This window comes from Chromobacterium paludis (assembly GCF_008275125.1).
GTDB lineage: Bacteria > Pseudomonadota > Gammaproteobacteria > Burkholderiales > Chromobacteriaceae > Chromobacterium > Chromobacterium paludis.
Map to the genome: position 1 here is coordinate 1,173,054 of NZ_CP043473.1, position 24,008 is coordinate 1,197,061.

Annotated in this window: 19 protein-coding genes; 11 read left to right on the forward strand and 8 right to left on the reverse strand. The window is 65.0% G+C overall.

Annotated features, from left to right (window positions below; translation table 11 throughout):
* Positions 1-90 precede the first annotated feature (90 nt).
* The 3 genes from FYK34_RS05315 (at position 91) to arfB (ending at position 2,753) form a co-directional block, all read left to right on the forward strand.
* Entirely contained in the window at positions 91-507 is a 417-nt protein-coding gene (locus FYK34_RS05315; RefSeq protein WP_149295395.1) for an OsmC family protein, read from the forward strand.
* A gap of 208 nt (positions 508-715) precedes the next feature.
* A complete protein-coding gene (locus FYK34_RS05320; RefSeq protein WP_149295396.1) occupies positions 716-2,245 on the forward strand; it encodes a thioredoxin family protein in 1,530 nt (509 codons plus the stop codon).
* A gap of 100 nt (positions 2,246-2,345) precedes the next feature.
* Complete coding sequence (gene arfB / locus FYK34_RS05325) at positions 2,346-2,753, forward strand: alternative ribosome rescue aminoacyl-tRNA hydrolase ArfB (protein WP_149295397.1); 408 nt, start codon at positions 2,346-2,348, stop codon at positions 2,751-2,753.
* Positions 2,754-2,806: 53 nt separating this feature from the next.
* Here arfB and FYK34_RS21045 read toward each other — a convergent pair whose 3' ends face one another.
* Both FYK34_RS21045 and FYK34_RS21050 read right to left on the reverse strand, forming a co-directional pair.
* Positions 2,807-3,583, reverse strand: a complete 777-nt coding sequence (locus FYK34_RS21045) for a PilZ domain-containing protein (protein ID WP_269203863.1) — start codon at positions 3,581-3,583, stop codon at positions 2,807-2,809.
* Positions 3,543-4,670: a methyl-accepting chemotaxis protein gene (locus FYK34_RS21050; RefSeq protein WP_168209650.1), complete on the reverse strand. Its 1,128-nt coding sequence runs from the start codon at positions 4,668-4,670 to the stop codon at positions 3,543-3,545. Before FYK34_RS21050 ends, FYK34_RS21045 begins: the two co-directional genes overlap by 41 nt.
* Positions 4,671-5,006: 336 nt before the next feature.
* On the opposite strand from FYK34_RS21050, the gene FYK34_RS05345 reads away from it, so the two are divergent.
* Together FYK34_RS05345 and FYK34_RS05350 are read left to right on the forward strand one after the other, a co-directional pair.
* Entirely contained in the window at positions 5,007-5,210 is a 204-nt protein-coding gene (locus tag FYK34_RS05345; RefSeq protein ID WP_149295398.1) for a hypothetical protein, read from the forward strand.
* On the forward strand, positions 5,207-5,833 hold the full coding sequence (locus tag FYK34_RS05350) for a 3'-5' exonuclease (protein WP_149295399.1): 627 nt from the start codon (positions 5,207-5,209) through the stop codon (positions 5,831-5,833). Before FYK34_RS05345 ends, FYK34_RS05350 begins: the two co-directional genes overlap by 4 nt.
* Before the next feature lie 11 nt (positions 5,834-5,844).
* Here the strand turns inward: FYK34_RS05350 and FYK34_RS05355 are convergent, their stop codons facing one another.
* The gene (locus FYK34_RS05355; protein WP_149295400.1) at positions 5,845-7,245 is read right to left on the reverse strand and encodes an ABC-F family ATP-binding cassette domain-containing protein; all 1,401 of its coding nucleotides are present in this window, start codon (positions 7,243-7,245) and stop codon (positions 5,845-5,847) included.
* A 457-nt stretch (positions 7,246-7,702) separates the two neighbouring features.
* Between FYK34_RS05355 and FYK34_RS05360 the strand changes: the two genes are divergently transcribed.
* On the forward strand, positions 7,703-8,473 hold the full coding sequence (locus FYK34_RS05360; RefSeq protein WP_149295401.1) for a class I SAM-dependent methyltransferase: 771 nt from the start codon (positions 7,703-7,705) through the stop codon (positions 8,471-8,473).
* Positions 8,474-8,479: 6 nt separating this feature from the next.
* On the opposite strand, the gene kdsA is transcribed toward FYK34_RS05360, so the two are convergent.
* Positions 8,480-9,328, reverse strand: a complete 849-nt coding sequence (kdsA, locus tag FYK34_RS05365) for a 3-deoxy-8-phosphooctulonate synthase (RefSeq protein WP_149295402.1) — start codon at positions 9,326-9,328, stop codon at positions 8,480-8,482.
* Positions 9,329-9,511: 183 nt separating this feature from the next.
* Between kdsA and FYK34_RS05370 the strand changes: the two genes are divergently transcribed.
* The gene (locus tag FYK34_RS05370) at positions 9,512-10,216 is read left to right on the forward strand and encodes a glutathione S-transferase C-terminal domain-containing protein (protein WP_149295403.1); all 705 of its coding nucleotides are present in this window, start codon (positions 9,512-9,514) and stop codon (positions 10,214-10,216) included.
* Positions 10,217-10,401: 185 nt separating this feature from the next.
* Here FYK34_RS05370 and FYK34_RS05375 read toward each other — a convergent pair whose 3' ends face one another.
* From FYK34_RS05375 to FYK34_RS05390, 4 genes are read right to left on the reverse strand one after another with little or no spacing between them, the layout of a single operon-like run.
* The gene (locus FYK34_RS05375) at positions 10,402-11,817 is read right to left on the reverse strand and encodes an efflux transporter outer membrane subunit (RefSeq protein ID WP_149295404.1); all 1,416 of its coding nucleotides are present in this window, start codon (positions 11,815-11,817) and stop codon (positions 10,402-10,404) included.
* 5 nt (positions 11,818-11,822) lie between these two features.
* On the reverse strand, positions 11,823-14,927 hold the full coding sequence (locus tag FYK34_RS05380) for a multidrug efflux RND transporter permease subunit (protein ID WP_149295405.1): 3,105 nt from the start codon (positions 14,925-14,927) through the stop codon (positions 11,823-11,825).
* Complete coding sequence (locus tag FYK34_RS05385) at positions 14,924-18,025, reverse strand: MdtB/MuxB family multidrug efflux RND transporter permease subunit (protein WP_149295406.1); 3,102 nt, start codon at positions 18,023-18,025, stop codon at positions 14,924-14,926. The genes FYK34_RS05380 and FYK34_RS05385 overlap by 4 nt, the downstream gene beginning before the upstream one ends.
* A gap of 15 nt (positions 18,026-18,040) precedes the next feature.
* On the reverse strand, positions 18,041-19,267 hold the full coding sequence (locus FYK34_RS05390) for an MdtA/MuxA family multidrug efflux RND transporter periplasmic adaptor subunit (RefSeq protein ID WP_149295407.1): 1,227 nt from the start codon (positions 19,265-19,267) through the stop codon (positions 18,041-18,043).
* Positions 19,268-19,873: 606 nt separating this feature from the next.
* On the opposite strand from FYK34_RS05390, the gene FYK34_RS05395 reads away from it, so the two are divergent.
* The 4 genes from FYK34_RS05395 to FYK34_RS05410 all read left to right on the forward strand — a co-directional run bounded on the left by FYK34_RS05395 (position 19,874) and on the right by FYK34_RS05410 (position 23,957).
* Entirely contained in the window at positions 19,874-21,400 is a 1,527-nt protein-coding gene (locus FYK34_RS05395) for an amino acid permease (protein ID WP_149295408.1), read from the forward strand.
* A gap of 105 nt (positions 21,401-21,505) precedes the next feature.
* Positions 21,506-22,207, forward strand: coding sequence for a MarC family protein (locus FYK34_RS05400; protein WP_149295409.1), 702 nt, complete (start codon positions 21,506-21,508; stop codon positions 22,205-22,207).
* A 128-nt stretch (positions 22,208-22,335) separates the two neighbouring features.
* Entirely contained in the window at positions 22,336-23,469 is a 1,134-nt protein-coding gene (gene yiaY, locus FYK34_RS05405; RefSeq protein WP_149295410.1) for an L-threonine dehydrogenase, read from the forward strand.
* A 116-nt stretch (positions 23,470-23,585) separates the two neighbouring features.
* Complete coding sequence (locus tag FYK34_RS05410) at positions 23,586-23,957, forward strand: DUF488 domain-containing protein (protein WP_149295411.1); 372 nt, start codon at positions 23,586-23,588, stop codon at positions 23,955-23,957.
* The last annotated feature ends 51 nt before the right edge of the window (positions 23,958-24,008 follow it).

The following is a 24,008-nucleotide window of genomic DNA, read 5'->3' on the forward strand; positions in this document are numbered from 1 at the left end:
CAATCTTTCTATTCTACCGGTGAATCTTTGTCCGCCCAATCGACAATGTTAGTCTGATGCTCATTTTCGATCAAAAAAGGGAGCAGGACGATGCAGGCAAGGCTGAAATGGGTGGATGGCGTGTGTTTCATGGGCGAAACCGGCAGCGGCCACGCGGTGGTGATGGACGGCGCGCCGGAAGGCGGCGGCCGCAACCTGGGACCGCGGCCGATGGAGCTGGTGCTGCTGGGCACCGCCGGCTGCACCAGTTACGACGTGATCACCATCCTGAAGAAATCGCGCCAGGACGTGCGCGACTGCTGGGTGGAAATCCAGGCGGACCGCGCCGACATCGACCCCAAGGTGTTCACCAAGATTCATTTCCATTTCGTGGTGGTAGGGAAAGGCTTGAAGCCGGACGCGGTGGAGCGGGCGATCAAGCTGTCGGCGGAAAAATACTGCTCCGCCTCCATCATGCTGGCCAAGACGGCCGACATCACGCATGACTTCGAGCTGCGCGAGGATTAAGCGGCGAGGCGGGAGGGTTTATGCGGCGGGCCGGCTGCGCAAGGCTCGGCTGTTCACCGTGCGGATCGCTTCGGGATGCGTCTTGGCAGCCTGCGGGCGATTTGGTTTTGCAACATGGCAGCTAAACAAATCGACAGTCGCGCTATATGCTTTGTGAATATTTGGTTTAGCATGGCCGCATCACAATCGTCTGAGATGAGGCCAAGACATGAAGCGTACCCTGTTGCTCATTACCCTGGCGCTGGCCGGCCTGATGCCGCTGGCCCATGCCGAAGTCAGCAACGGCCACGCCCTGCCGCCTGGCATCGCCTGGCAGCTGGGCGACGTGCCCGCCGCCTTCGCCAAGGCGCGCAGCGAGAACAAGCCGGTGTTCCTGTATTGGGGCGCGGTATGGTGCCCGCCGTGCAATCAGGTGAAATCCACCATTTTCAACCGGCCGGACTTCATCGCCGCGGCGCGCCAGTTTGTGCCGGTGTATCTGGACGGCGACAGCGACAATGCGCAGCAGCTGGGCGAGAAGTTCAAGGTGCGCGGCTATCCCACGATGATCCTGTTCCGGCCGGATGGCGCTGAGATCACCCGCCTGCCGGGCGAGGTGGACCCGCAGCGCTATCTGCGCACCTTGCAGCTGGGCCTGGTGACGGTGAAGCCGGTGCGGACCCTGCTGGCGGACGCGCTGGCCGGCAAGCCGCTGGCAGCGGACGATTGGCAGCTCTTGGCGGACTACGCCTGGGACGTGGATCAGGGCCAGATCATTCCGGAATCCGACGTCACCGCGACGTTGGTGAAACTGGCGCAGCGAGTGCCGGCCGATCAGGCCGCCACCGCCACGCGGCTGCAGCTGAAGGCGTTGGCCGCGTTGGCCGGAGACAAGCAGCCGCCGGCCTTCGACAAAGGCAAGGCGCGTGAGCGTCTGGCCAGGGTGCTGCGTGACGACAAGCTCAGCCGCGCCAACGCCGACATCGTGATCTACGCCGCCGGCGACATCCTGAAACTGCTGGGCGACGCCGATGGCCTATTGGCAGCCTTCGACGCGCAGCTGGCCCGCCTGTCCAACGATGATACCCTGGCCTGGGGCGACCGGCTGGGCGCGGTGTCGACCACGCTGGACCTGTACAAGGCGCGCCATCCCAAACAGGCGGTGCCGGCGGCTTTATTGAGCGATGTCCGAGCCAAGGCGGCGGCTGCGGACCAGGCCAGCGTGAATCCCTACCAGCGCCAGGCGGTGATCACCGCGGCAGGCGAGCTATTGGCCGATGCCGGCTTGCTGGATGAGTCGGACAAGCTGTTGCTGGGCGAATTGAAGACTTCTCACGCCCCTTACTACCACATGCTGATCCTGGCCTCCAACGCCAAGGAGCGCGGCAACAAGGCTGCGGCGCTGGATTGGTATCAAAAGGCTTACCAGGCGGCGGAAGGCCAGGCGACAAGGCTGCAATGGGGGGCGAGCTATGTGGGCGGGGCCGTGGAGCTGGCGCCGCAGGACGCGGCGCGCATCGAGGCCGCCGCCAGCGCGGTGTTCGCCGACGCGGCCAAGTCCGACAGCGCCTTCTACGAGCGCAGCCGCCGTTCGCTGGAGCGGGTGGCCAAGCGCCTGCGCGACTGGAACAAGAACGGCGCGCACAGGGAGGCGGTCGGCCGTCTGGCCGGCCAGTTGAACGGCGTATGCGAAAAGCTGCCGGCAGCCGATGCGCAGAAACCGGTGTGCGACGGCCTGGTGAAACAACTGAAGTCTTGATGCCGCGGCACGGCCCGCCCGCCATGCCGGCGCGGCGGGTCTTTGGCTTGCGGGCGGCCGCGCGGCTTATAATGCGCTTTTCAGAAACTGTTTTCCCGCCATGTCCGTTTCCCGCTATCCCGTCAAAGAGGACGAGGTGACGATCACCGCGATGCGCGCCCAAGGCGCGGGCGGACAGAACGTCAACAAGGTCTCATCCGCCATCCATCTGCGCTTCGACATCGCCGCGTCGTCCTTGCCGGACTGGCTGCGCGAGAGGCTGCTGGGTTTGAGTGACCAGCGTCTGAGCAAGGATGGCGTGATCGTCATCAAGGCGCAGCAGTACCGCACTCAGGAGCAGAACCGCGCCGATGCGCTGCTGCGCTTGCAGGCGCTGATAGACGGCGCCAGCCATACGCCGAAGGCGCGCCGGGCGACCAAGCCGACTTATGGCTCGCAGCAAAGGCGGTTGGCCGGCAAGTCCCAGCGCTCGGCGATCAAATCCCTGCGCGGCCGGGTGGATGATTAGTCGACGTTTGAGCGCCGCGTGATAGGCGGCGCGCCCGGCCAGGGCCGGGGGCCTCAATGGAAGGTGGGGCTGTGGCTATAGTACTCGAAGCAGCGCTTGAGCATTTCCTGCTGCTCGGCGCTGGGCGAGAGGAAGGTCAGGCCGTAAAGATGGCCGTTGGCCGTGTCGCGGCTCCATAAGACCTTGCCTGTAAGCTCCACCGGGTCTTGCTTGATGTAGTCTTCCTTGCTGTCATGCGGCAGCTGCAGCAATAACTGCAAGGGCTTGTTCAATTGCGCCTCCAGGGGCAGCGGCAGGCGCAGCTGCATGCCGGACAGGCTGAAGTCCGCCGTGATCGCGTCGCGCAGCCGGTCGCCCTCGCGCACCTGGACCAGCAGGTTCTGATTGATGCGGGGGGGCTTGCGATTATCGTTTTCCTGCGGCCGGACGATCTGCGAGGCGTCAAACTGGAATTCCTTCATGATCTCCCGCAGGCTTTCCGTGACGCGGTAGAGATCCTGGCTGATGGCGCCGGTGGTGTGCACTTTCAGGGAGTTCTCGCCCAAAGTGGTCAGCAGATTGTCCAGCTGGCCCTGCAAGGTCGCCAGCCGCATCATTTGCTCCACGCTGGCCTGGCCGATCTGGTGCGCGGCGGCCACATTATTGTCTATGTCTTCCATCAGGCTGGAGATGGCGCCGTTTGCCTGTTCGGCCTTCTCCATGCCGGCATGGGTGCGCTCTATGATGCCCTGCACCGAGCGGGTGTTTTCCTCTATCAGCTGGTTCAGGTTGCCGATGATGGTTGTGATCTCATCCGTCGCCTGGCTGGCGTGGTACGCCAGCTTGCGCACCTCGTCCGCCACCACGGCGAAGCCGCGGCCCTGCTCGCCCGCGCGGGCGAGCTTCGATGGCCGCGTTCAGCGCCAGCAGATTGGTCTGCTCGGTGATGCTGGCGATGGTTTGGGTGATCAGCTGGATTTTCTGGTTGGCTTCGCCCAGCGCCAGGATTTTGGTTTCCGCCTGCCGCGCCTCGCTGACGGCCAGCCCCATCTGCTGGATGTTGTCGCGCATGGTGTCTCTGCCTTGCGCCGCGCTGTTGCGCGCCTGATCGGCGTGGGCGCTGACTTTTTGGGCGATATTGCGCACCGTTTCGGCCGTGTCGGATAGGTCGGCCGTGGCGCGGCGCACATCTTCAGAATGGTTTTGCTCTTGCTGCGAAGTGTCGGTGATGTGTTTGGAAATGTCGGAAATTTGGAAGGACGACTGCGCAACCTGCTTGGATTCAAGGTCTAGCCGCCTCATGTGCTTGGCCAGCTGGCCGGCCATGACGCGTATGGTGCCCAGCAGACTGTCGGTGTCGGGCGAGCGATTGATGACCTCCAGCGCGAGATTGCCGGCGGCGATTTCGCGGGCGATCTGGGAGGCGTAGGCCGGTTCGCCGCCCAGCGTGCGCGTGAGGCGGCGGTATTGGTAGAAATTGCCGATGAGGACAAGCAGCATGGCGACGGTGGCCACCGTTACGCTGACCATGAAGGCGTCGTCCTGGATGGCGAGTTGATGGTTGCTGGCGTCGGCGGCGCGTTGCGTCAGCTGGGCTGAAACTTGCTCCAGTTTTTTGTCCAGGGCGCTAACCGAATTGTCGAAGCCCGCGCCCGGCTGCTTCATGATGGCGTTGCCGGCCTCACGTCCCTGGCGGATGTAGACGTCGGCCATATTGCGGCCCACTTCGTACAAATGGTCTAACTGGGGTTTGAGCGGTTGCAGTTCGGCGGCGAGATCCGGCTGCAGTTGCATCAGTTTGTCCAGCTCTTTTTGGCCTTGATCGCGGTTGCTGCCGGCGTCTTTGTAGGCGTCCGCGCCTTCGCCGGTAGCGGCGGCGTCGGTCAGAAACTGCTGGATCTGCACCACGTTGTAGCGGGCATTCTTGAACGCGAGCATGGCATTCACCAATGCCTGCCGCTCGTTCTCTGCCTGCATCAGCGCCGTGTTGCTGAGCTAGATCAGCGCATTGCCTATCAGCAACGGGACGGCGACGGTGAGGGTGCCAATGACCATGAGCTGCCGGACTGACAATTGCCGCATTGCGCTCTCCGCTTGGTGGTTTTCGTCGATTTATAGGCCAGTTGGCCGGCGGTAGGCAATATCGACGGCATGCTTCCCTCGCTGGGCGCAGTCCAGGTAAATGCCGCGTCGGCGCGCGCCATCAAGGTTTTGTCGCGCGGGGCCGGGGCGGGTACAATGCGCGCCTTGAATCAATGAGACAGGAAGTCGGCCATGGCAGGAAAGCGCCAAGAAAAATTGGATGAGGAAACGCTGGCGTTGCTGGCCTGGTGCGCGGAGGTGGAGACTCACCTGATCGCCGCCGGCGCGACCGAGGCCGAAGCGCAGGAGCATATCGAAGAGCAGGCGGAGTGGTATACCGACCAGTTCTTTGAGGGGTTGACGCCGGAAGAGGCTGCCAAGGCTGCCCTGGCATGAGACAGCGCGTCGCCGTCATCGACTTTGAAACCAACGGCATCACGCCGGGTCGAGACTGCCGCGCCACTGAGATCGGCGTGGCCATGGTCGAGGACGGCCGCGTGGTGGACCGCTTCCAGAGCCTGATGAACGCCGGTGTCTGGGTGCCGCCGATGATAGAGCGGCTCACCGGCATCAGCAATGCGATGCTGAAAGCCGCGCCGCCCGCTTGCGAGGTGATGGCCGAGGCGGCGCGGTTTGTCGGCGATACGCCGCTGGCAGCGCACAACGCCAGCTTCGACCGCAAATTCTGGGATCACGAGTTGTCCTTGCTTGGGATTGCGCGGCGGCAGGATTTCGCCTGCACGCTGTTGTTGTCGCGCCGCTTGTTGCCGCAGGCGCCGGACCACAAGCTGGGCACCTTGACGCGCTGGGCCAAGCTGCCCGATACCGGCCGCGCCCACCGCGCGCTGGCCGATGCCGAAATGGCCGCCAATCTGTTGACCTTGCTGGGCGACACGCTGTCCAGCCAGTACCGGCTGCCGGACATCGATCACGCTTTGCTATGCAAGCTGCAGACGGTGACGGCCGCCAAGATCAAGCCCTATCTGCTGGAGCTGCAAGCTCAATGTCCGGCCGTTTGAGCGGCCTTCGCTCATAGGGCTTGCTGTCTCACTCGTCCCACCTGCAACAGGAAATCCTCGTCATGCGAGATCAGCAGCATGGCGCCCGGATAGTCTCGCAACACCTCGATCACATGCTGCCGCGCCACGCGGTCCAGGTTGTTGGTCGCTTCATCCAGCACCAGCAGGCTGGGCGGCCGAGCCGCGATGCAGGCCAGCGCCAGGCGCGCCTGCTCGCCGCCCGACAGCGTCGCCACATCGGCATGCGCCTCTTCGTCCTGACAGAACAGGAAGTCGCTTAGCCAGTGGCGCAGGCGGCTGAGCGGCCAGTCCGGCGCGGCCCGGCGCAAGCTTTCCAGCACGGTGAGGCCTGGCTCCAGCTGGCCGTAGTGCTGGTCCAAATAGCCTATGCGGTCCGCGGGCGGTGTCCGCCAGTCTCCGGCCAGGCGGCGCGCCGGCGCGATGCCGGCGATGGCTTTGGCCAGCGTGGACTTGCCGCAGCCGTTCTTGCCGGTCAATGCCAGCCTTTCCCCCGCCGCCAGGTCAAGCTGGATGCCGTTCAGCACGGCTTGCGCGTAACCGACGCTGCCGTCGCGGACCTGCAGAACGGCTGACGCGCCGGGTGCGGCAGGGCACAGTTGGAAGCGCGGCGCGATGGTTTGCGGCATGCGCAGCGCCGACAGGCGTTCGCTCAGCTCGCGCTGCTGTTCCGTGATGGCGGCTTGTTTCCGGCCCGCCGTGGTGTTGCCGCGGCCCAGCTTGGCCGGGGATTTGATCGTGGCCCATTTGCGCTGCGCTATGCTGCGCTCGCCGCGTTCGCGCGCCTTGCTGGCGCGCTCCTGCTCCTTCATGCGCGCCTCATGGGCGGCCTGTTGATCCCGGCGCAGGCCATGCAATTGCTGCGCGATGGCGAGCCGTTGGCGGTCGCGTTCGGCCAGAAAATCGGCGTAGCGGCCGGAGAATACCTCGACGGCGCCTTGCTCGATGTGCCAGACGGTGTCGCACAACTCGTCCAGCAAGGCGTCGTCGTGCGTCACGATCACCAGCGCGCCGGGAAAGTGGCGCAGCATGCGGCCAAGCGAGCGGCGATTGTCGGCATCGAGATGGTTGGTCGGCTCGTCCAGCAAGAGCAGGTCCGGGTGCTCGGCCAGCGCGCGGCTCAGCGCCTGATTGACCGCCTGGCCGCCGCTCAGGCCATCGCGTGCCTGCACGATTTGCGGCACGAAGCCGGTCCTCAGGCCGTCCAGCCGGATCCGCTGCCCGGAATCCGGTTCCAGCGAGCCATTGAGGATGCTCAGCAGCGAGGATTTGCCGCTGCCGTTGGCGCCGACGATGGCGATGCGTTGGCACCAGTCGACATCGGCGCTGAAATCGGCAAAGCAGGTTTTATGGGAAAAGCCAAGGCTGACGCCTTGCAATTGGATGAGTGGCATGAGGGTTCTCGCGCGTGAGGGCGGGCCGCAGGATGTGCGGATGGGTGCCCCGGAGGGGCGTTACGCGAGAAGTTGGCTCATGTCGTATAGTCCTGTGTGGCGGGATTAGGCTGGCATTGTCGCTCAGTGGGCGGAAATACGTCAATATCATTGCTGGCGCAATGCGCCGCGCAGCGGGGCAGGGGCTTGGTCGGGCGCTCGCTCTTGCCGTCCAGGCCGGTGGCGGATTGGATTTCGCGGGCGGCGTGGCAGTGATGCATGGCTATGAAATGAATGCTTTCAGGTGAGGATGCCTCGCGGGAACGACTGTCTCCGCTGGCATGCTGCCCGGACGGTTGTCTGCGTGCGGCCGTCCACGCTGGTGAAACTGTCTCCGCTGGCATGCTGCCCGGACTTCAATGCGGGTGGCGGCGCGATGGAGTGCGACTTAAAACGCATGCGTAAAAGGAGAACCGAGATGAGCGCGATACGCGAAGAGGCGCAGCAAGGATTTTCCCGCGAGGCGGCGGCTTACGACAGGGGGCGGCCGGAGTATGCGCCCGAGTTGGCGGCTTGGTTGCGCGAGGCGCTTGGCCTGGGACAGGGGGCGGCGGTTCTGGACCTGGGGGCCGGAACCGGCAAGTTCACCCGTTTGCTGGTCGATGCGGCGGGCCGGGTCGCGGCGGTGGAGCCGGTGGATGAGATGAGGGCGCAGCTGCAGGCCAGGCTGCCTGGCGTTCAGGCGATGGCGGGAACGGCGGAGGCGATTCCGCTGCCGGACGCGTCAATGGATGCCGTCGTGTGCGCCCAGGCTTTTCACTGGTTCGCCAGCGAAGCCGCGCTCGCGGAAATCCATCGCGTGTTGAAGCCCGGCGGCCGCCTGGGTCTGGTATGGAATGTGCGCGACGAGTCTTGCGACTGGGTGGCCCAGATCACGGAACTGATGAAACCGTATGAGGGCGATACGCCGCGTTTCCATACCGGAGAATGGCGCCGGCCGTTCGAAGCCGGCCGCCATTTCGCCGCGCCGGAGCTGACCACCTTGGGACATCGCCATGTCGGCCCGCCGGAGCGGGTGATCGTGGACCGCTTTTTGTCCGTCAGCTTCATCGCGGCGCTGCCGGACGATGAAAAACGGCGCTTCGCCGAGGCCTTGCGCCGTTTGATCGCCACCCACCCGGATTTGCGCGGCAGGGGCGAAGTGGCTTTCCCCTACCGCACGGAGGCGTACTGCTGCAGCCGGCTGTGATGGCGTTTAGTCGATCTGCAGCGGCGGGAAGGACTTGACCAGGTCGTCGATGGCCTTGATCTGGGCCAGGAAGGGCTCCAGTTGCGCCAGCGGCAACGCGCTGGGGCCGTCGCACTTGGCCTCGGCCGGGTTGGGGTGGGCTTCCAGGAACAGGCCGGCGATGCCGATGGCCATGCCGGCGCGCGCCAGGTCCGCCACTTGGGCGCGGCGGCCGCCGGAGGCTGCGGCGCCGGATTCGCGCTGCTGCAGGGCGTGGGTGACGTCGAAGATGACTGGGCGGTTGCCGCTGACCTTCTTCATCACGCCGAAGCCCAGCATGTCCACCACCAGATTGTCGTAACCCAGGCAGGTGCCGCGATCGCACAGGATCAGCTGCTCGTTGCCGGCCTCGACGAACTTCTCCACTACGTTCTGGATTTGCGCCGGGCTCATGAACTGCGGCTTTTTGATGTTGACGGCGCGGCCGGTCTTGGCCAGCGCCTCCACCAGGTCGGTCTGGCGGGCGAGGAAGGCCGGCAGTTGCACCACGTCGGCCACTTCGGCCACCGGCGCGGCTTGCCACGGTTCATGCACGTCGGTGATCACCGGCACGCCGAAGGCGTCCTTCACCGCTTGCAGGATCTTCATGCCTTCCTCCAGGCCCGGGCCGCGGTAGGAGTGGATGGAGGAGCGGTTGGCCTTGTCGAAGCTGCCCTTGAACACGTAGGGGATGCCCAGCTTCTGGGTGACGCGGACGTATTCCTCGGCGGCGCGCAGCGCCAGGTCGCGCGATTCCAGCACATTAATGCCGCCGAACAGCGTGAACGGGGCGGCGTTGCCGACAGTGACGGACGGGGAAAGGGTAACGTTGATCAAGGGAGTCTTCCTGTGTTCGTGCGCGGCGGCGCGCGATCGCGCAGCCGATTGAGCAAAACGACATGATATACCCGCGCTGCCGCGCGGACCATCCCGGGCCGGCGCGCCAGGGTGAAGGATGGAAGACGGCGATATGCCGCATTGGTATAGTAAGTGACTGGATATTCAACCAAGGACGGAATCATGGCCGATCTGAGCGCCTTCCCCATCGCCGGCAAATGGCCGGCCCAGCATCCCGACCGGCTGCAACTGTATTCGCTGCCTACGCCGAACGGCGTCAAGGTTTCCATCATGCTGGAGGAGACCGGCTTGCCATACGAGGCGCATATGGTCAGCTTCGAGCGCAACGAGCAAATGTCGCCCGAGTTTCTGTCGTTGAGTCCGAACAACAAGATTCCGGCCATCCTGGACCCCAACGGGCCGAATGGCGAGCCGCTGGGCTTGTTCGAGTCCGGCGCCATCCTGATCTATCTGGCCGAGAAAACCGGCAAGCTGCTGCCGGCCGATCCGGCCGCGCGCTATGAAACCATCCAGTGGTTGATGTTCCAGATGGGCGGCGTCGGGCCGATGTTCGGCCAGCTGGGTTTCTTCCACAAGTTCGCAGGCAAGGACTACGAGGACAAGCGACCGCGCGACCGCTACGTCGCGGAGGCGCGCCGCCTGCTTGGCGTGCTGGAGGGAAGAATGGCAGGACGCCAGTGGATCATGGGCGACGAGTACACCATTGCCGACATCGCCATCTGGCCGTGGGTGCGCAATCTGGTGGGTTATTACGAGGCTGGCGATTTGGTGGGCTTCGATGACTTTCCCAATGTCCAGCGCGTGTTGAATGACTTTGTCTCGCGGCCGGAGGTGGCGCGCGGGCTGGGGATTCCGTCGCCCGCCTAAGTACGGTTGAGATTTGCCGGACGGTCGCGCCGGGATGCCTTTTACGAGGAGTTGCGGCGTGTCGCAGGCTGAATGGCCATTCTCCTCTCTGGCGTGGCTACTTGGCGCCCACCGGCGGCTACCCCGGGCCAGGCTGCGATAGCCGGGGCGGAGAAATTCAAAACCGGGCGTGAAGCCCGGTTTTCTTATTTTTGCGCATGGTCAGCGGCCTGCCAGCCGCCGCCCAGCGCGGCGATCAGCGCGACGCTGGCGGCGTACTGGCGGCTCTTGACGTTCCACAGGGTGTTTTCCGCGTTGATGCGGCTGTTATGGGTAGTCAGGACATTCAGATAGGATACGGTGCCGGCGCGGTACTGGTTCTGCGCGATGGTTTCCGCCCGCTTGGCCGCGGCCAAGGCGTCGCTTTGCAGACCGGCCTCCTCATGCAGCAGGCTTTGCGCGGAAAGATTGTCCTCCACGCCCTGCAGCGCGGCGAGCACGGTCTGGCGGTAGCTGGCCACGCTGGCGTCGTAAGCGGCGACGGCCTGTTCGGTTTGGGCGCGGCGCAGGCCGGCGTCGAACAGGCTCAAGGCCAGCGAGGGGCCGATGGACCAGACGCGGTTGGGCAGGCTGACCCAGTCGGCGAAGCTGGCGCCGCGGTAGCCGCCGCTGGCGCCCAGGGTCAGGGTGGGAAAGTAAGCGGTTTTGGCGATGCCGATTTCCGCGTTGGCCAGGGCCATATTGCGCTCGGCGGCGGCGATGTCCGGGCGCCGCTCCAGCAGCGTGGACGGCAGGCCGGGCGGCAACTGCGGCAGGCGCGGCGTTTGCGCGGCTGCGGACAGGGAGAAGCTGGCCGGCGCCAGGCCCAGTTGGGCGGCGATGGCGTGTTCCAGCTGGGCGCGGGTCAGCCGCTTGTCCACCACGGCGGCCTGGGCGGTTTTCCATTGGCTCTCGGCCGAGGCCACCGCGTCGTCGCCGACAATGCCGGCGGCGTATTGATTGCGCGTCAGTTGCAGGCTATTGGCCAATAGTTGCTCGCTCTGCCGCAGATTGGCCAGTTGCGCGTCGGCCACGGTTAGTTGCAGGTAGGCGGTGGCCAGCTGGGCCTGGCTGCTCAGGCGGATGGCGGCCAGCTGGGCGGCCGAGGCTTGCTGCTTGGCCTCTCCGGCCTCCACCGCGCGCCGCACCGCGCCCCACAGGTCCACTTCCCAGCTGGCGGACAGGCCCAGATTGTAGGAGGTGGCGCTGGGGTTGCCGGCCGTGCTCACGCCATGGCTGCGCGAGGCGGTGGCGGAGACCGAGGGAAAAAGGCTGGACTCGGCCTGGCGCAGCTGGGCCTGTGCCTCGCGGTATTGCGCCTCCGCCTGGGCGATGGTGGGGCTTTGCCGGTTCAGCGTGTCCATCAGCCGGTTCAGCGCGGCATCCTGATATACCGTCCACCAATCGCCTCGCGGCAGCGCGTCTTGCGGTTCGGCGGTTTTCCAGCGGCCGTCTTCCTTGAAGGCGGCGGGAAGGTCCAGCTTGGGCTTGACATAGTCCGGGCCGGCGGCGCAGCCGGCCAGGGCCAGCGCGATCAGGATGGCGCTCAGGGAGGGTTTGAGCAATCTTGTTGTTTTATGCATGGCGATCAATCCTCACGGCCGCCGGCCAGCGCGCGGCCTTGGCCGCGGCGCCATTGCAGGCACCACAGGCGGAAGCGGTCCAGGTACAGGTAGACGATGGGCGTGGTGTACAGCGTCAACAGCTGGCTCAGCAGCAGGCCGCCGACGATGGAGATGCCCAGCGGCGTGCGCAGCTCGGCGCCGTCGCCGCGGCCCAGGGCCAGCGGCAGGGCGCCGAACAGCGCGGCCATCGTGGTCATCATGATGGGGCGGAAGCGCAGCAGGCAGGCCTGGAAGATGGCCTGCTCCGGCGGCAGCTTCTGCTCCCGCTCCGCCGTCAGTGCGAAATCTATCATCATGATGGCGTTCTTCTTGACGATGCCTATCAGCAGCAGGATGCCGATCAAGGCGATGATGTTGAACTCGCCGCCGGTGGCCATCAGCGCCAACAGCGCGCCCACGCCGGCCGAGGGCAGGGTGGACAGGATGGTGATGGGGTGGACCACGCTCTCATACAGCATGCCCAGCACGATGTAGACGGCGATCAGCGCGGCCAGGATCAGCCAGGGCTGGCTGTTCAGCGAGGCCTGGAAGGACTTGGCCGTGCCCTGGAAGCTGGCATAGATGGAGCTGGGCAGGCCGATGTCGGCGATGGCGGCGTCTATGGCGGTGGTGGCGTCGGACAATGAATAGCCCGGCGGCAGGTTGAAGGAAATCGTGGTGGCGGCGAACTGGCTCTGGTGGTTGACCGACAGCGCGGCGCTGGTGGGCTGCCAGCTGGCGATGGCCGACAGCGGGGTGGGCTGGCCGCCCGGCGTCTGCAGGTAGATGTTGCGCAAGGCTTCCGGGCTTTGCCAGTACTGCGGCGCCACTTCCAACACCACGTGGTACTGGTTCAGCGGGTTGTAAATGGTGGAAACCTGGCGCTGGCCGAAGGCATCGCTGAGCACGGCATCCACCTGGGCCTGGGTCAAGCCCAGCCGCGCCATCGCCGCGCGGTCGAAGTTCAGCGTGGTTTGCAGGCCTTTGACTTCCTGGTCGTTGTTGAGGTCGGTCAGGAAGGGGATCTTGCTCATCGCCAGCTGCACCTTGGGCGTCCATTCGCGCAGCGCGTTCAGGTCGTCGCCTTGCAGCGTGTACTGGTATTGCGCGTTGCTGGAGCGGCCGCCGATGCGGATGTCCTGCACCGATTGCAGAAACAGCTGGGCGCCCGGTTCATGCGACAGCTTCTTGCGCAGGCGGGCAATCACCTGCTCCGCGCTGTCCTTGCGCTGGGACAGCGGCTTCAGGCTGACGAACATATTGGCGCCGTTGCGCTTGCCGCCGCCGGTGAAGCCCACCACCTTGTCCACGGCCGGGTCCGCGCTCACCACGTCGATGAAGCGCTGCAGCTTTTTCTCCATGGCCTGGAAGGAGATGCTTTGGTCGGCGCGTATCATGCCCATCAGCCGGCCGGTGTCCTGCTGCGGGAAAAAGCCCTTGGCGATCACGGCGTACAGGAAAACGTTGAGCGCGATGGTGGCGCCTAGGACCAGCATCATGAAGCGGCTGTGGGCCAGCGCCCAGGATAGCGAGCGGCGGTAGCCGTCCAGCATGGCGTCGAAGGCGCGCTCGCTCCATTGGAACAACTTGCCCGGCTCCTTGCGCGCGTCATGCGCCTTTAGCCAGCGCGAACACAGCATGGGCGTGGTGGTCAGCGAGACCAGCAAGGACACCAGGATGGCGGCTGACAGCGTCACGGCGAACTCGCGGAACAGCCGGCCGATGATGCCGCCCATCAGCAGGATGGGCAGGAACACCGCGATCAGCGAGATGCTGATGGACAATACCGTGAAGCCCACCTCGCGCGCGCCGCGCAGCGCGGCCTGAAACGGCTTCATGCCGTTTTCGATATGGCGCGAGATGTTTTCCAGCACCACGATGGTGTCGTCCACGACGAAGCCGGTGGCGATGGTCAGCGCCATCAGGCTGAGGTTGTTCAGCGAGAAGCCGGCCAGGTACATCACGGCGAAAGTGCCCACCAGCGATACCGGCACGGTGATGGCCGGAATGGCGGTGGCGCGCCCGCTGCGCAGGAACAGGAATACCACCAGGATGACCAGGCCGATGGAGATGGTCAGCGCGGTCTCCACCTCGCGCAAGGAGGCGCGGATGGTGGGCGTGCGGTCCATCACCTCGTTGATCTTGATGGCGGCGGGGATGGAGGCCTGCAGGGTGGGCAGCATCGCCTTGACTCGGTCCACGGTCTCGATGATGTTGGCGCCGGGCTGGCGGAACAGGATCAGCATCACCGCCGGCTGCTTGCCTAGCATGCCGGCGTTGCGCAGGTCCACCACGGAGTCCTTTACCTCGGCCACGTCTTCTATGCGCACCGCGGCGCCGTTCTTGTAGCTGATGATCAGCGGCAGGTAGTCGCTGGCCTTGTTGGCCTGATCGTTGGCCTGCACCTGCCAGTGCTTGTCCTCGTTCTCCAGATAGCCCTTGGGACGGTTGGCATTGGTGGTGGCGATGGCCGAGCGCACGGCCTCCATGCCTATGCCGTAGTGGTTCAGCTGCATCGGGTTCATTTCCACCCGCACCGCCGGCTGGGCGCCGCCGCCTATGATCACGTTGCCGATGCCGTCCAGCTGCGACAACTTCTGCGCCAGGATGGAGTCCGCCGCGTCGTACATCTGGCCGCGGCTCAGGCTGTCCGAGGTCAGCGCCAGAATCATGATGGGCGCGTCGGCCGGATTGACCTTGCGGTAGGTGGGATTGGACGGCATGCCGGAAGGCAGCAGGCTGCGGGCGGCGTTGATGGCAGCCTGCACGTCGCGCGCCGCGCCGTTGATGTCACGGTCCAGGTCGAACTGCAGCGTCACATTGGTGGAGCCCAGCGAGCTGCTGGACGTCATCTCCGTCACGCCGGCGATGCGGCCCAGGGCGCGCTCCAGCGGCGTGGCCACGGTGGCGGCCATGGTTTCCGGGCTGGCGCCGGGCAGCTTGGCCGAGACCGAGATGGTGGGGAAGTCCACCTGCGGCAGCGGCGATACCGGCAGCAGCTTGAAGGCGATGGCGCCGGCCAGCAGGATGGCCAGCGTCAACAGCGTGGTGGCCACCGGGCGGCGGATGAACGGTTCGGACGGGATCATGCTTCGCCCTCGGCCGCCAGTTCCGGCTTGGCCTTGCGGCCGAAGCGGCGCGCCAGGCGGTCAAACGCCAGATAGATCACCGGCGTGGTGAACAGGGTCAGCACCTGGCTCACCATCAGACCGCCCACCATGGTGATGCCCAGCGGCTGGCGCAGCTCCGCGCCCATGCCGCTGCCCAGCATCAGGGGCAGCGCGCCCAACAGCGCCGACATGGTGGTCATCAGGATGGGGCGGAAACGCAGCAGGCAGGCCTGGTAGATGGCCTCGCGCGGCGCCATGCCCTGTTCGCGCTCGGCTTCGAGCGCGAAGTCTATCATCATGATGGCGTTTTTCTTGACGATGCCTATCAGCAGGATGATGCCGATGATGGCGATCACCGACAGGTCCGAGCCCGTCACCATCAGCGCCAGCAAGGCGCCGATGCCGGCGGAGGGCAGGGTGGACAGGATGGTGATGGGGTGGATATAGCTCTCATACAGCACGCCCAGCACGATGTACATGGTGACGATGGCGGCCAGGATCAGCCACAGCGTGTTGCTGAGCGAGGCTTGGAAGGCCATGGCCGCGCCCTGGAACTTGGTGTCCAGGCTGGCCGGCAGGCCCAGGTCGGCCTCGGCCTGGCGGATGGCGTCCACCGCCTCGCCCAGCGATGCGCCCTGGCGCAGGTTGAAGGAGATGGTGGCGGTGGGGAACTGGCCCAGGTGGTTGATGGCCAGCGAGGCGGGCCGCTCTTCTATCGTCGCCACGGCGTCCAGCGGCACCGGCGTGCCGCTGGCGGTGGGCACGTAGATGCCTTTCAGCGACAGCGGGTCGCGTTGATGGTTTTGCTCCACTTCCAGCACCACGCGGTATTGACTGGTCTGGGTGAAGATGGTGGAAATCAGCCGCTGGCCGAAGGCGTCGTACAGCGCGTTGTCGACGGCGGCGGTAGTGACACCCAACCGGGAGGCGACGTCGCGGTTGATCTTGACGTAGGCTTGCAGGCCCTTGTCCTGCAGGTCGCTTGCCACGTCGGCCAGGGCCGGCTCCTGCTGCAGGCGATGCACCAGCTTGGGCACCCAGGCGGACAACTCGTCCTGGCTGGTGGCCTGCAAGGTGAACTGGTACTGGGTGCGGCTGACGCGCGCGTCTATGGTCAGGTCCTGCACCGGCTGCAAATAGAGCGACATGCCGGGCAGGGCGTCGGCGCGGGCCTGCAGCCTGGCCAGCACGGCGCGGATGTCGTCGCGCTGGTCCTTGGGCTTCAGGCTGATCAGCAGGCGGCCGCTGTTCAGCGTGGTGTTGGTGCCGTCCACGCCGATGAAGGACGACAGACTGTCCACCGCCGGGTCTTTCAGCAGCACGGCGGCCAGCGCTTCCTGCCGCTTGGCCATGGCGCTGAAGGACACGGACTGCGAGGCCTCGCTGATGCCCTGGATGGCGCCGGTGTCTTGCAGCGGGAAGAAGCCCTTGGGCACGGCGACATACAGCCCCGCGGTCAGCGCCAGGGTGCCGATGGCCACTAGCAAGGTGGTTTTCTGCCGGTCCAGCACCCAATTGAGCATGTCGCCGTAGCGCGCGATGACGCGGTCGAAGAAACGGCCGCTGGCGTGGTAGAAGCGCCCTTGCTGTTCTTCCGGCACGTGCTTGAGCAGGCGCGCGCACATCATCGGCGTCAGCGTCAGCGAGATGAAGGCGGAAATCAGGATGGACACCGCCAGCGTGACGGCGAATTCGCGGAACAGCCGGCCCACCACGTCGCCCATGAACAAGAGCGGGATCAGCACCGCGATCAGCGAGATGGTCAGCGAGATGATGGTGAAGCCTATCTGCTTGGAGCCCTTCAGCGCGGCCTCCAGCGGCTTCTCGCCCTCTTCGATGTAGCGGGCGATGTTTTCGATCATCACGATGGCGTCGTCGACGACGAAGCCGGTGGCGATGGTCAGCGCCATCAGCGTCAGGTTGTTGATGGAAAAGCCCGCCAGATACATCACGCCGAAGGTGCCCACCAGCGACAGCGGCACCGCCACCGCCGGGATAATGGTGGCCGGCACATTGCGCAGGAAGACGAAGATCACCATCACCACCAGGGCGATGGCCAGCATCAGTTCGAATTCCACGTCCGCCACCGAGGCGCGTATGGTCACGGTGCGGTCGCTCAGCACCTTGACGTCCACCGAGCCGGGCAGGGTTTCCTTCAGCTGCGGCAGCAGCGCCTTGATGCGGTCCGTCACCTGGATCACGTTGGCGCCGGGCTGGCGCTGCACGTTGAGGATGATGGCCGGAGTGTCGCCGGCCCAGGCGGCCAGGCGCGCGTTTTCCGCGCCGTCCACCACCTTGGCCACGTCCTGCACGTAGACCGGCGCGCCGTTGCGGTAGGCGATGATGACCTTGCGATACTCGTCCGCCGATTGCAGCTGGTCATTGCCGTCTATGGCGGACGCCTGCAGCGGGCCGTCGAAGCTGCCCTTGGCTTGGTTGACGTTGGCGGCGGCGATGGCGGTGCGGATGTCTTCCTGGGTCAAGCCGCGCGCGGCCAGCGCCTTGGGGTTGCTCTGGATGCGCACGGCGGGCCGCTGGCCGCCGCTGATGCTGACCAGGCCCACGCCCGGCACTTGCGACAGCTTTTGCGCCAGCCGCGTGTCGGCCAGGTCTTCCAGCTTGGTCAAGGGCAGGGTGGGCGAGCTGACGGCGACGGTCAGCACCGGCGTATCAGCCGGGTTGACCTTGTTGTAGATCGGCGGGCTGGGCAGGTCGGACGGCAGCAGATTGCTGGAAGCGTTGATGGCCGCCTGCACCTCCTGCTCCGCCACGTCCAGCGTCAGGTCCAGGCTGAATTGCAGCGTGATGACGGACGCCCCGCCGGAGCTGGACGAGGACATCTGGGACAGGCCGGGCATCTGGCCGAATTGGCGCTCCAGCGGCGCGGTGACCGAGGAGGTCATCACGTCCGGGCTGGCGCCGGGATACAGCGTCACCACCTGTATGGTGGGGTAGTCCACCTCGGGCAGCGCCGAAACCGGCAGCATGCGCCAGGCGACCAGGCCGGTCAGCAGGATGGCCACCATCAGCAGGGTGGTGGCCACCGGCCGCAGAATGAACTGACGGGACGGATTCATGCCAGTTCCTTGCGTTTAATTGGCCGGGGAGGCGGGGTGCTTGCCGCCGTGCTTCTTGTGGGCCTTGCCGGCGCTGGCCGTTTCCTTGGCCTGGGCGGCGCGGTCTATCACCTTGACCGCCGCGCCGTCGCGCAGCTTGTCCACGCCGTCCACCACCACGCGCTGGCCGGGTTTGAGGCCGTCCTCGACGATGGTGTAGTCGCCGGACACGGGGCCGGGCTGGATTTTGGCGATGCTGACGGTGGAGTCGTCGCCGACGGTGTAGACGTAGTTGCCCATCTTGCCCAGCTGCACGGCCACGGTGGGAACCACCACGGCATCTTTGCGCACGCCCAGCTGCAGATTGACGTTGACGAACTGATTCGGGAACAGGGCCTGCTTTTCGTTGGCGAAGCTGGCCTTGATATTGATGGTGCCGGTGCTGGTGTTGAGCTGGTTATCCAGCGCCAGCAGCTTGCCGTCCGCCAGCTTGTGCCGGTTGTCGCGGTCCCAGGCTTCCACGCGCAGTTTTGGATTGGCCTGGCTGGCCTGCAGCACCGCGCTGAGGCTGGCCTCCGGAATGGCGAATACCACGTTGATGGGCTGAGTCTGGGTCAGGGTGACCAGGCCGTTGGCGTCGCCCGCATGCACGATATTGCCCGGGTCTACCTGGCGCAGGCCCACGCGGCCTGAAATCGGCGCGACGATGCGGGTGTAGTCGACGTTGACGCGCGCCGCGGCGACCGATCCCTGGTCCACCTTGACCGTGCCCTCGTACTGGTGAACCAGCGCCTGCTGCGTGTCCACTTGCTGTTTGGAGATGGAATTCTGTTCCAGCAGCTGCTTGTAGCGCGCCAGGTCGATGCGCGCGTTTTCCAGCAAGGCCTGGTCCCGCTGCAGCTGGCCCTCTGCCTGGGTCAGCGCCGCCTGGTAGGCGCGCGGGTCCAGCTCGGCCAGCAATTGTCCCTGTTTGACTTGCTCGCCTTCAGTGAAGTGAACCTTGACCAACTGCCCGTCCACCCGGCTGCGCACGGTCACGGCGTTGGCGGAATTGACGGTGCCCAGCGCGTTCAGTTGCAGCGGCGCGTCCATCGTCCTGACGGCGGCGACCCCCACGGCCAGCGGCATGCCGCCCTTGTGTTTGGCGGACTCTTGTTGGGCGCTCTGTTGATGCTGATGCCACCACCAGCCGCCGCCCAGCAGGGCGATGACGATGAGAGCAATCGGAAGGCGGCGGGAGGCGGCGGGCGCTGGGGTTGACATGCAAATGCTCCGGAACGACGTTGGCTTGTTATGGATTGCGCGCGGCATGACAAATTTCAAGATCATTGCCGATTGTATGCAAGACTATCGGCATTATGTGCCAATATTTCGATGCTCAGCATAATCGAACATTGTGAGTCTGGTTTGACTGGCGATGGATTTTGTATTGGAAATTGTTAACTTAAAGCGACTGTATGCTTTCTTTTTTGAATGGGGATCGGATGCGGTTGGAAAACGTGTTTTACATCAAGGTATTATGAAGAGGATTGGTTGCTTGGCGAGGGTGAGCCGGATGGGGGGCTTGGCGCGTGTCGCCGCGAGGCGCGGTCTTCGCGCCGCTGTTGGGCTGCATGCAACACTTCGCGCCCAGGGCGGGAAGCGGCGCGCGCGGCGGGCGCAAGCGCTTGCCAGCTGGGCGGTCTGGCGGTTAAGAGTTTTCCGTTTCGAACATGACATTTTCGTTTTTTAAGGCAAACATCGGATTCAGGCTAGTCAATGCGAACGATCGGTGTCATTCTTTGCCGCTTTCATGATTCGACCCCGCGCAAGACCGGGGGCTGCCCGGCGTGAGCCGCGCGGCGAGAAATACGCAGAAGAGAGTTGGATATGGACAAGAAACAAGACGCTCCGGAGCTGCGCCGCTCCCTGCAGGCGCGTCACCTGTCGATGATCGCCATCGGCGGCTCCATCGGCACCGGCCTGTTCCTGGCCTCCGGCGCCACCATTTCCGGCGCGGGCGCCGGCGGCGCCTTGCTGGCCTATGCGCTGGTGGGCCTGATGGTTTACTTCCTGATGACCAGCCTGGGCGAGATGGCGGCCTTCATGCCGGTATCCGGCTCGTTTCAGGTCTATGGATCGCGCTTCGTCGATCCCGCCTTCGGCTTCGCCCAAGGCTGGAACTACTGGTACAACTGGGCCATCACCGTGGCGGTGGAGTTGGCCGCGGCCGCCATCATCATGAATTACTGGTTCCCCGGCGTGCCGGGCGTGGTGTGGAGCGGCGGCTTCCTCGTCATCATCTTTGCCTTGAACTTCTTTTCGGTGAAGGGCTTTGGCGAGGCCGAGTTCTGGTGCTCCATGCTCAAGGTGGCCACCATCCTCGCCTTCATCGTCATTGGCTTCCTGATGATCCTGGGCATCATGACCGAGCCGGATCCGCATCGCATCGCGCCTGGCCTCAATGTGATGATGCAGGGCCAGGGTCCCTTCGTCGGCGGCCTGGCCGCTTTCGTCGGCGTGGCCATGGTGGTGGGCTTCTCCTTCCAGGGCACGGAATTGATCGGCGTGGCCGCCGGCGAATCCGCCAATCCGGGGCGCACCATCCCGCGCGCCGTGCGTCAGATTTTCTGGCGCATCCTGATGTTCTACATGCTGTCCATCCTGATCATCGGCCTGATCCTGCCGCACAATGATCCGTCCTTGCTGAAGAACGATATGAAGGACGTGGGCGCCAGCCCGTTCACCCTGGTGTTCAGCCGCGCCGGCCTGGCCTTCGCCGCCAGCATGATGAACGCGGTGATCCTGTCCGCCATCCTGTCCGCCGGCAATTCCGGCATGTACGCGTCCACCCGCATGCTGTACGCGATGTCCAAGAACGGCATGGCGCCCAAGATGTTCGGCCAGCTGACCGACGGCGGCGTGCCGCGCAACGCGCTGTACGCGACGACCGTGGTGGCCTGCCTGTGCTTCCTGACCTCGCTGTTCAAGAGCGATGCCGTCTATATGTGGCTGCTGAACTCGTCCGGCATGACCGGCTTCATCGCCTGGCTGGGCGTGGCCATCAGCCATTACCGCTTCCGCCGCGCGTATGTGAAGCAGGGCTACAGCCTGGCCGACCTGCCTTACACCGCCAAGTGGTTTCCGTTGGGACCGTTGTTCGCTTTCGCGCTGTGTCTGCTGATCATGCTGGGCCAGAACTACACCGCCTTCACCGCCGCCAAGGTGGATTGGAACGGGGTGATCGCCACCTATCTGGGCATTCCGCTGTTCCTGGCGCTGTGGTGGGGTTACCGCGCCAAGCACAAGACCAAAATGGTGCCGCTGGAGAAGATCGAACTGGCCGAGGCGCACCGCAAGGCGCTGGATCTGAAGGCGGAAAACGAGGGCGGCAAACTGGCCGCCGCGCAGGCCTGATGATCGCTTGCGGAATTTTGACCAAGCCCGCTGGCAAGCGGGCTTTTTTTATGGTTTCATTCGCCAGCCTCATAACATTTTAAACATCCGCCAGCGGAGCGCCGTATGCAGTTGCTGTCCCTGTTCATGACCAAGTTTCTTTTCGTGATGGCGGCGCTGCTGCCCATCATGAACCCGCCCGGCCTGGTGCCCATCTTCATCTCGATGACGGCGCGCAATACGCCGCAGCAACGCCGCTTCCTGGCGCGCCGCATCGCCTTGTACTGCGCGCTGTTGCTGGTGGGCAGCATGTATGTGGGCGGCTATGTGCTGTCCTTTTTCGGGGTGTCGCTGCCGGTGGTGCAGATGTCCGGCGGCCTGCTGATCACCTTTGCCGCCTGGCGCATGCTGAACGACACGCCGGCGGAATCCAGCCAGACATCGGCGGAGCCGACGCGGGCCGATAACTCGGCCGAGCTGAAGCAGCGCGCCTTCTATCCGCTGACGTTTCCGCTGACGGTAGGGCCCGGGTCGATTTCCGTGGCCATCACCATAGGCGCCACGCTGACCGGCAGCGGCAAGGGCATCGTCCGTTACGCCGTCGCGCCGTTGGCCGGCTCGGCCGCCGTGCTGGCCAGCAGCGTGCTGGTGTATCTGTGCTATGCCCATGCCGACAAACTGCTGCGCTATCTGGGGCCCACCGGCTCCATCGTCTTCCTGCGGCTATCGGCTTTTATCCTGTTGTGCCTGGGTGTGCAGATCATGTGGGACGGCTTCGGCGAACTGGCCTCGCAGTGGCTGCATGAGAACGCCGCGCTGCTGCATTGAGCGGGCGCTAAGTAGAAATGCTGGTCGCTTGCCAAGGGCAGGGCGTTTATTGATTTGAGGCAAAACCAGGCGGAAGCGGGCGGCGCAGACTGTGTTCAACATCTAGAGTCCATTCACGGAGACGGACAATGAGCACAAGCGCTTTCTTCATTCCCTCGCTGAACCTGATGGGCGCAGGCTGCCTGCAGCAGGCCATCGACACCATGCGCGGCCACGGCTTCCGCCGCGCGCTGATCGTCACCGACCAGGGCTTGGTCAAGACTGGCCTGGCTGCCAAGGTGGCCGACATGCTGGGCCAGGCCGACATCGAGCCGGTGATCTTCGATGGCGTGCATCCCAATCCCAGCTGCGCCAACGTCAACGCCGGCCTCGCCTTGCTCAAGGAAAAGCAGTGCGACGTGGTGGTGTCGCTGGGCGGCGGCTCGCCGCATGACTGCGCCAAGGGCATCGCGCTGGTGGCGGTGAACGGCGGCAAGATCCAAGACTACGAAGGCGTGGACAAGTCCGCCAAGCCGCAGCTGCCGCTGGTGGCGATCAACACCACGGCCGGCACCGCGTCCGAGATGACCCGCTTTTGCATCATCACCGACGAGTCGCGCCACATCAAAATGGCCATCGTGGACAAGCACACCACGCCGATTCTGTCCGTCAACGATCCCGAAACCATGGCCGGCATGCCGGCATCCCTGACCGCCGCCACCGGCATGGACGCGCTGACCCATGCCGTGGAGGCCTATGTCTCCACCATCGCCACCCCCATCACCGACGCCTGCGCCTTGAAGGCTGTCGAGCTGATCGCCGGCTTCCTGCGCCGCGCGGTGAAGAATGGCCAGGACATGGAAGCGCGCGAGCAGATGGCCTACGCCCAGTTCCTGGCCGGCATGGCGTTCAACAACGCGTCCCTGGGCTATGTACACGCGATGGCGCACCAGCTGGGCGGATTCTATGACTTGCCGCATGGTGTGTGCAACGCGGTGCTGCTGCCGCATGTGCAGGCCTTCAACGCCGCTGTGGCTGGCGAGCGCCTGGGCGATGTGGCCATCGCGCTGGGCGAGCCGGTGCGCAGCGCGGAAGCCGCCATCGCGGCGATCAAGCGGCTGTCGGCCGATGTGGGCATTCCGGCCGGGCTGGCGCAACTGGGCGTGAAGGAGGCCGATATTCCGACCCTGGCCGACAACGCGCTGAAGGATGCCTGTGGTTTGACCAACCCGCGCAAGGCCAGCCATGAGGAGGTTTGCGCGATTTTCCGCGCGGCCATGTAGCCGCGCTGCCCGGCAGGTTTGGCCGGGCCACGCCGCGGCCCGCTCTGGGCCGCGGCATCACCGCCCCCGGGTGGCCGGCCAGCTCAGGCGGCGGTCCGCGGACAGGGAGGTTCATCATGAGCGCCGCTATACGTCTGGTGTCTGTCCGTCAGTGCAAGATTCCCCCCGCGACCGGTTTTTTGCTGTCGCCCAAGTGGCCGCGCCAGTGGCCGAAGACGGCGCTGCAGCCCGAGCATTGGCTGCGTCGGGTCATGCCGACTGAGGAGTTGGTGGCGTGGATGCATGCCGATCCGAACCGTTGGCCGACTTTCTGCGAAGTTTACTGGTCTGACCTGGCGGCGAATCCCGCGCGTTGGGAGGCGTTGAGCCTGGCCTTGGAGCAGGGCGAGCTGGTGCTGCTGCATGATTGCGGCGACGGCCCGTACACGGCGGTGCGCGCGCTGGAGCAGTTCCTGCGGCAGCGGGAAGCGCATGGCTTGGCAGCCTGACGCGCCAAATGCCTGGCCGGGCGCGGGCATAGCGCCCGATGTCATTTAGCA

Excerpts from the sequence above, each read along its gene's own strand:
- FYK34_RS05315 (WP_149295395.1), top strand. The coding sequence starts at position 91 with ATGCAGGCAAGGCTGAAATGGGTGGATGGCGTGTGTTTCATGGGCGAA.
- FYK34_RS05320 (WP_149295396.1), top strand. The coding sequence starts at position 716 with ATGAAGCGTACCCTGTTGCTCATTACCCTGGCGCTGGCCGGCCTGATG.
- arfB (WP_149295397.1), top strand. The coding sequence starts at position 2,346 with ATGTCCGTTTCCCGCTATCCCGTCAAAGAGGACGAGGTGACGATCACC.
- FYK34_RS21050 (WP_168209650.1), bottom strand. The coding sequence starts at position 4,670 with ATGCTCGCGTTCAAGAATGCCCGCTACAACGTGGTGCAGATCCAGCAG.
- FYK34_RS05345 (WP_149295398.1), top strand. The coding sequence starts at position 5,007 with ATGGCAGGAAAGCGCCAAGAAAAATTGGATGAGGAAACGCTGGCGTTG.
- FYK34_RS05350 (WP_149295399.1), top strand. The coding sequence starts at position 5,207 with ATGAGACAGCGCGTCGCCGTCATCGACTTTGAAACCAACGGCATCACG.
- FYK34_RS05355 (WP_149295400.1), bottom strand. The coding sequence starts at position 7,245 with ATGCCACTCATCCAATTGCAAGGCGTCAGCCTTGGCTTTTCCCATAAA.
- FYK34_RS05360 (WP_149295401.1), top strand. The coding sequence starts at position 7,703 with ATGAGCGCGATACGCGAAGAGGCGCAGCAAGGATTTTCCCGCGAGGCG.
- FYK34_RS05370 (WP_149295403.1), top strand. The coding sequence starts at position 9,512 with ATGGCCGATCTGAGCGCCTTCCCCATCGCCGGCAAATGGCCGGCCCAG.
- FYK34_RS05375 (WP_149295404.1), bottom strand. The coding sequence starts at position 11,817 with ATGCATAAAACAACAAGATTGCTCAAACCCTCCCTGAGCGCCATCCTG.
- FYK34_RS05380 (WP_149295405.1), bottom strand. The coding sequence starts at position 14,927 with ATGATCCCGTCCGAACCGTTCATCCGCCGCCCGGTGGCCACCACGCTG.
- FYK34_RS05385 (WP_149295406.1), bottom strand. The coding sequence starts at position 18,025 with ATGAATCCGTCCCGTCAGTTCATTCTGCGGCCGGTGGCCACCACCCTG.
- FYK34_RS05390 (WP_149295407.1), bottom strand. The coding sequence starts at position 19,267 with ATGTCAACCCCAGCGCCCGCCGCCTCCCGCCGCCTTCCGATTGCTCTC.
- FYK34_RS05395 (WP_149295408.1), top strand. The coding sequence starts at position 19,874 with ATGGACAAGAAACAAGACGCTCCGGAGCTGCGCCGCTCCCTGCAGGCG.
- FYK34_RS05400 (WP_149295409.1), top strand. The coding sequence starts at position 21,506 with ATGCAGTTGCTGTCCCTGTTCATGACCAAGTTTCTTTTCGTGATGGCG.
- yiaY (WP_149295410.1), top strand. The coding sequence starts at position 22,336 with ATGAGCACAAGCGCTTTCTTCATTCCCTCGCTGAACCTGATGGGCGCA.
- FYK34_RS05410 (WP_149295411.1), top strand. The coding sequence starts at position 23,586 with ATGAGCGCCGCTATACGTCTGGTGTCTGTCCGTCAGTGCAAGATTCCC.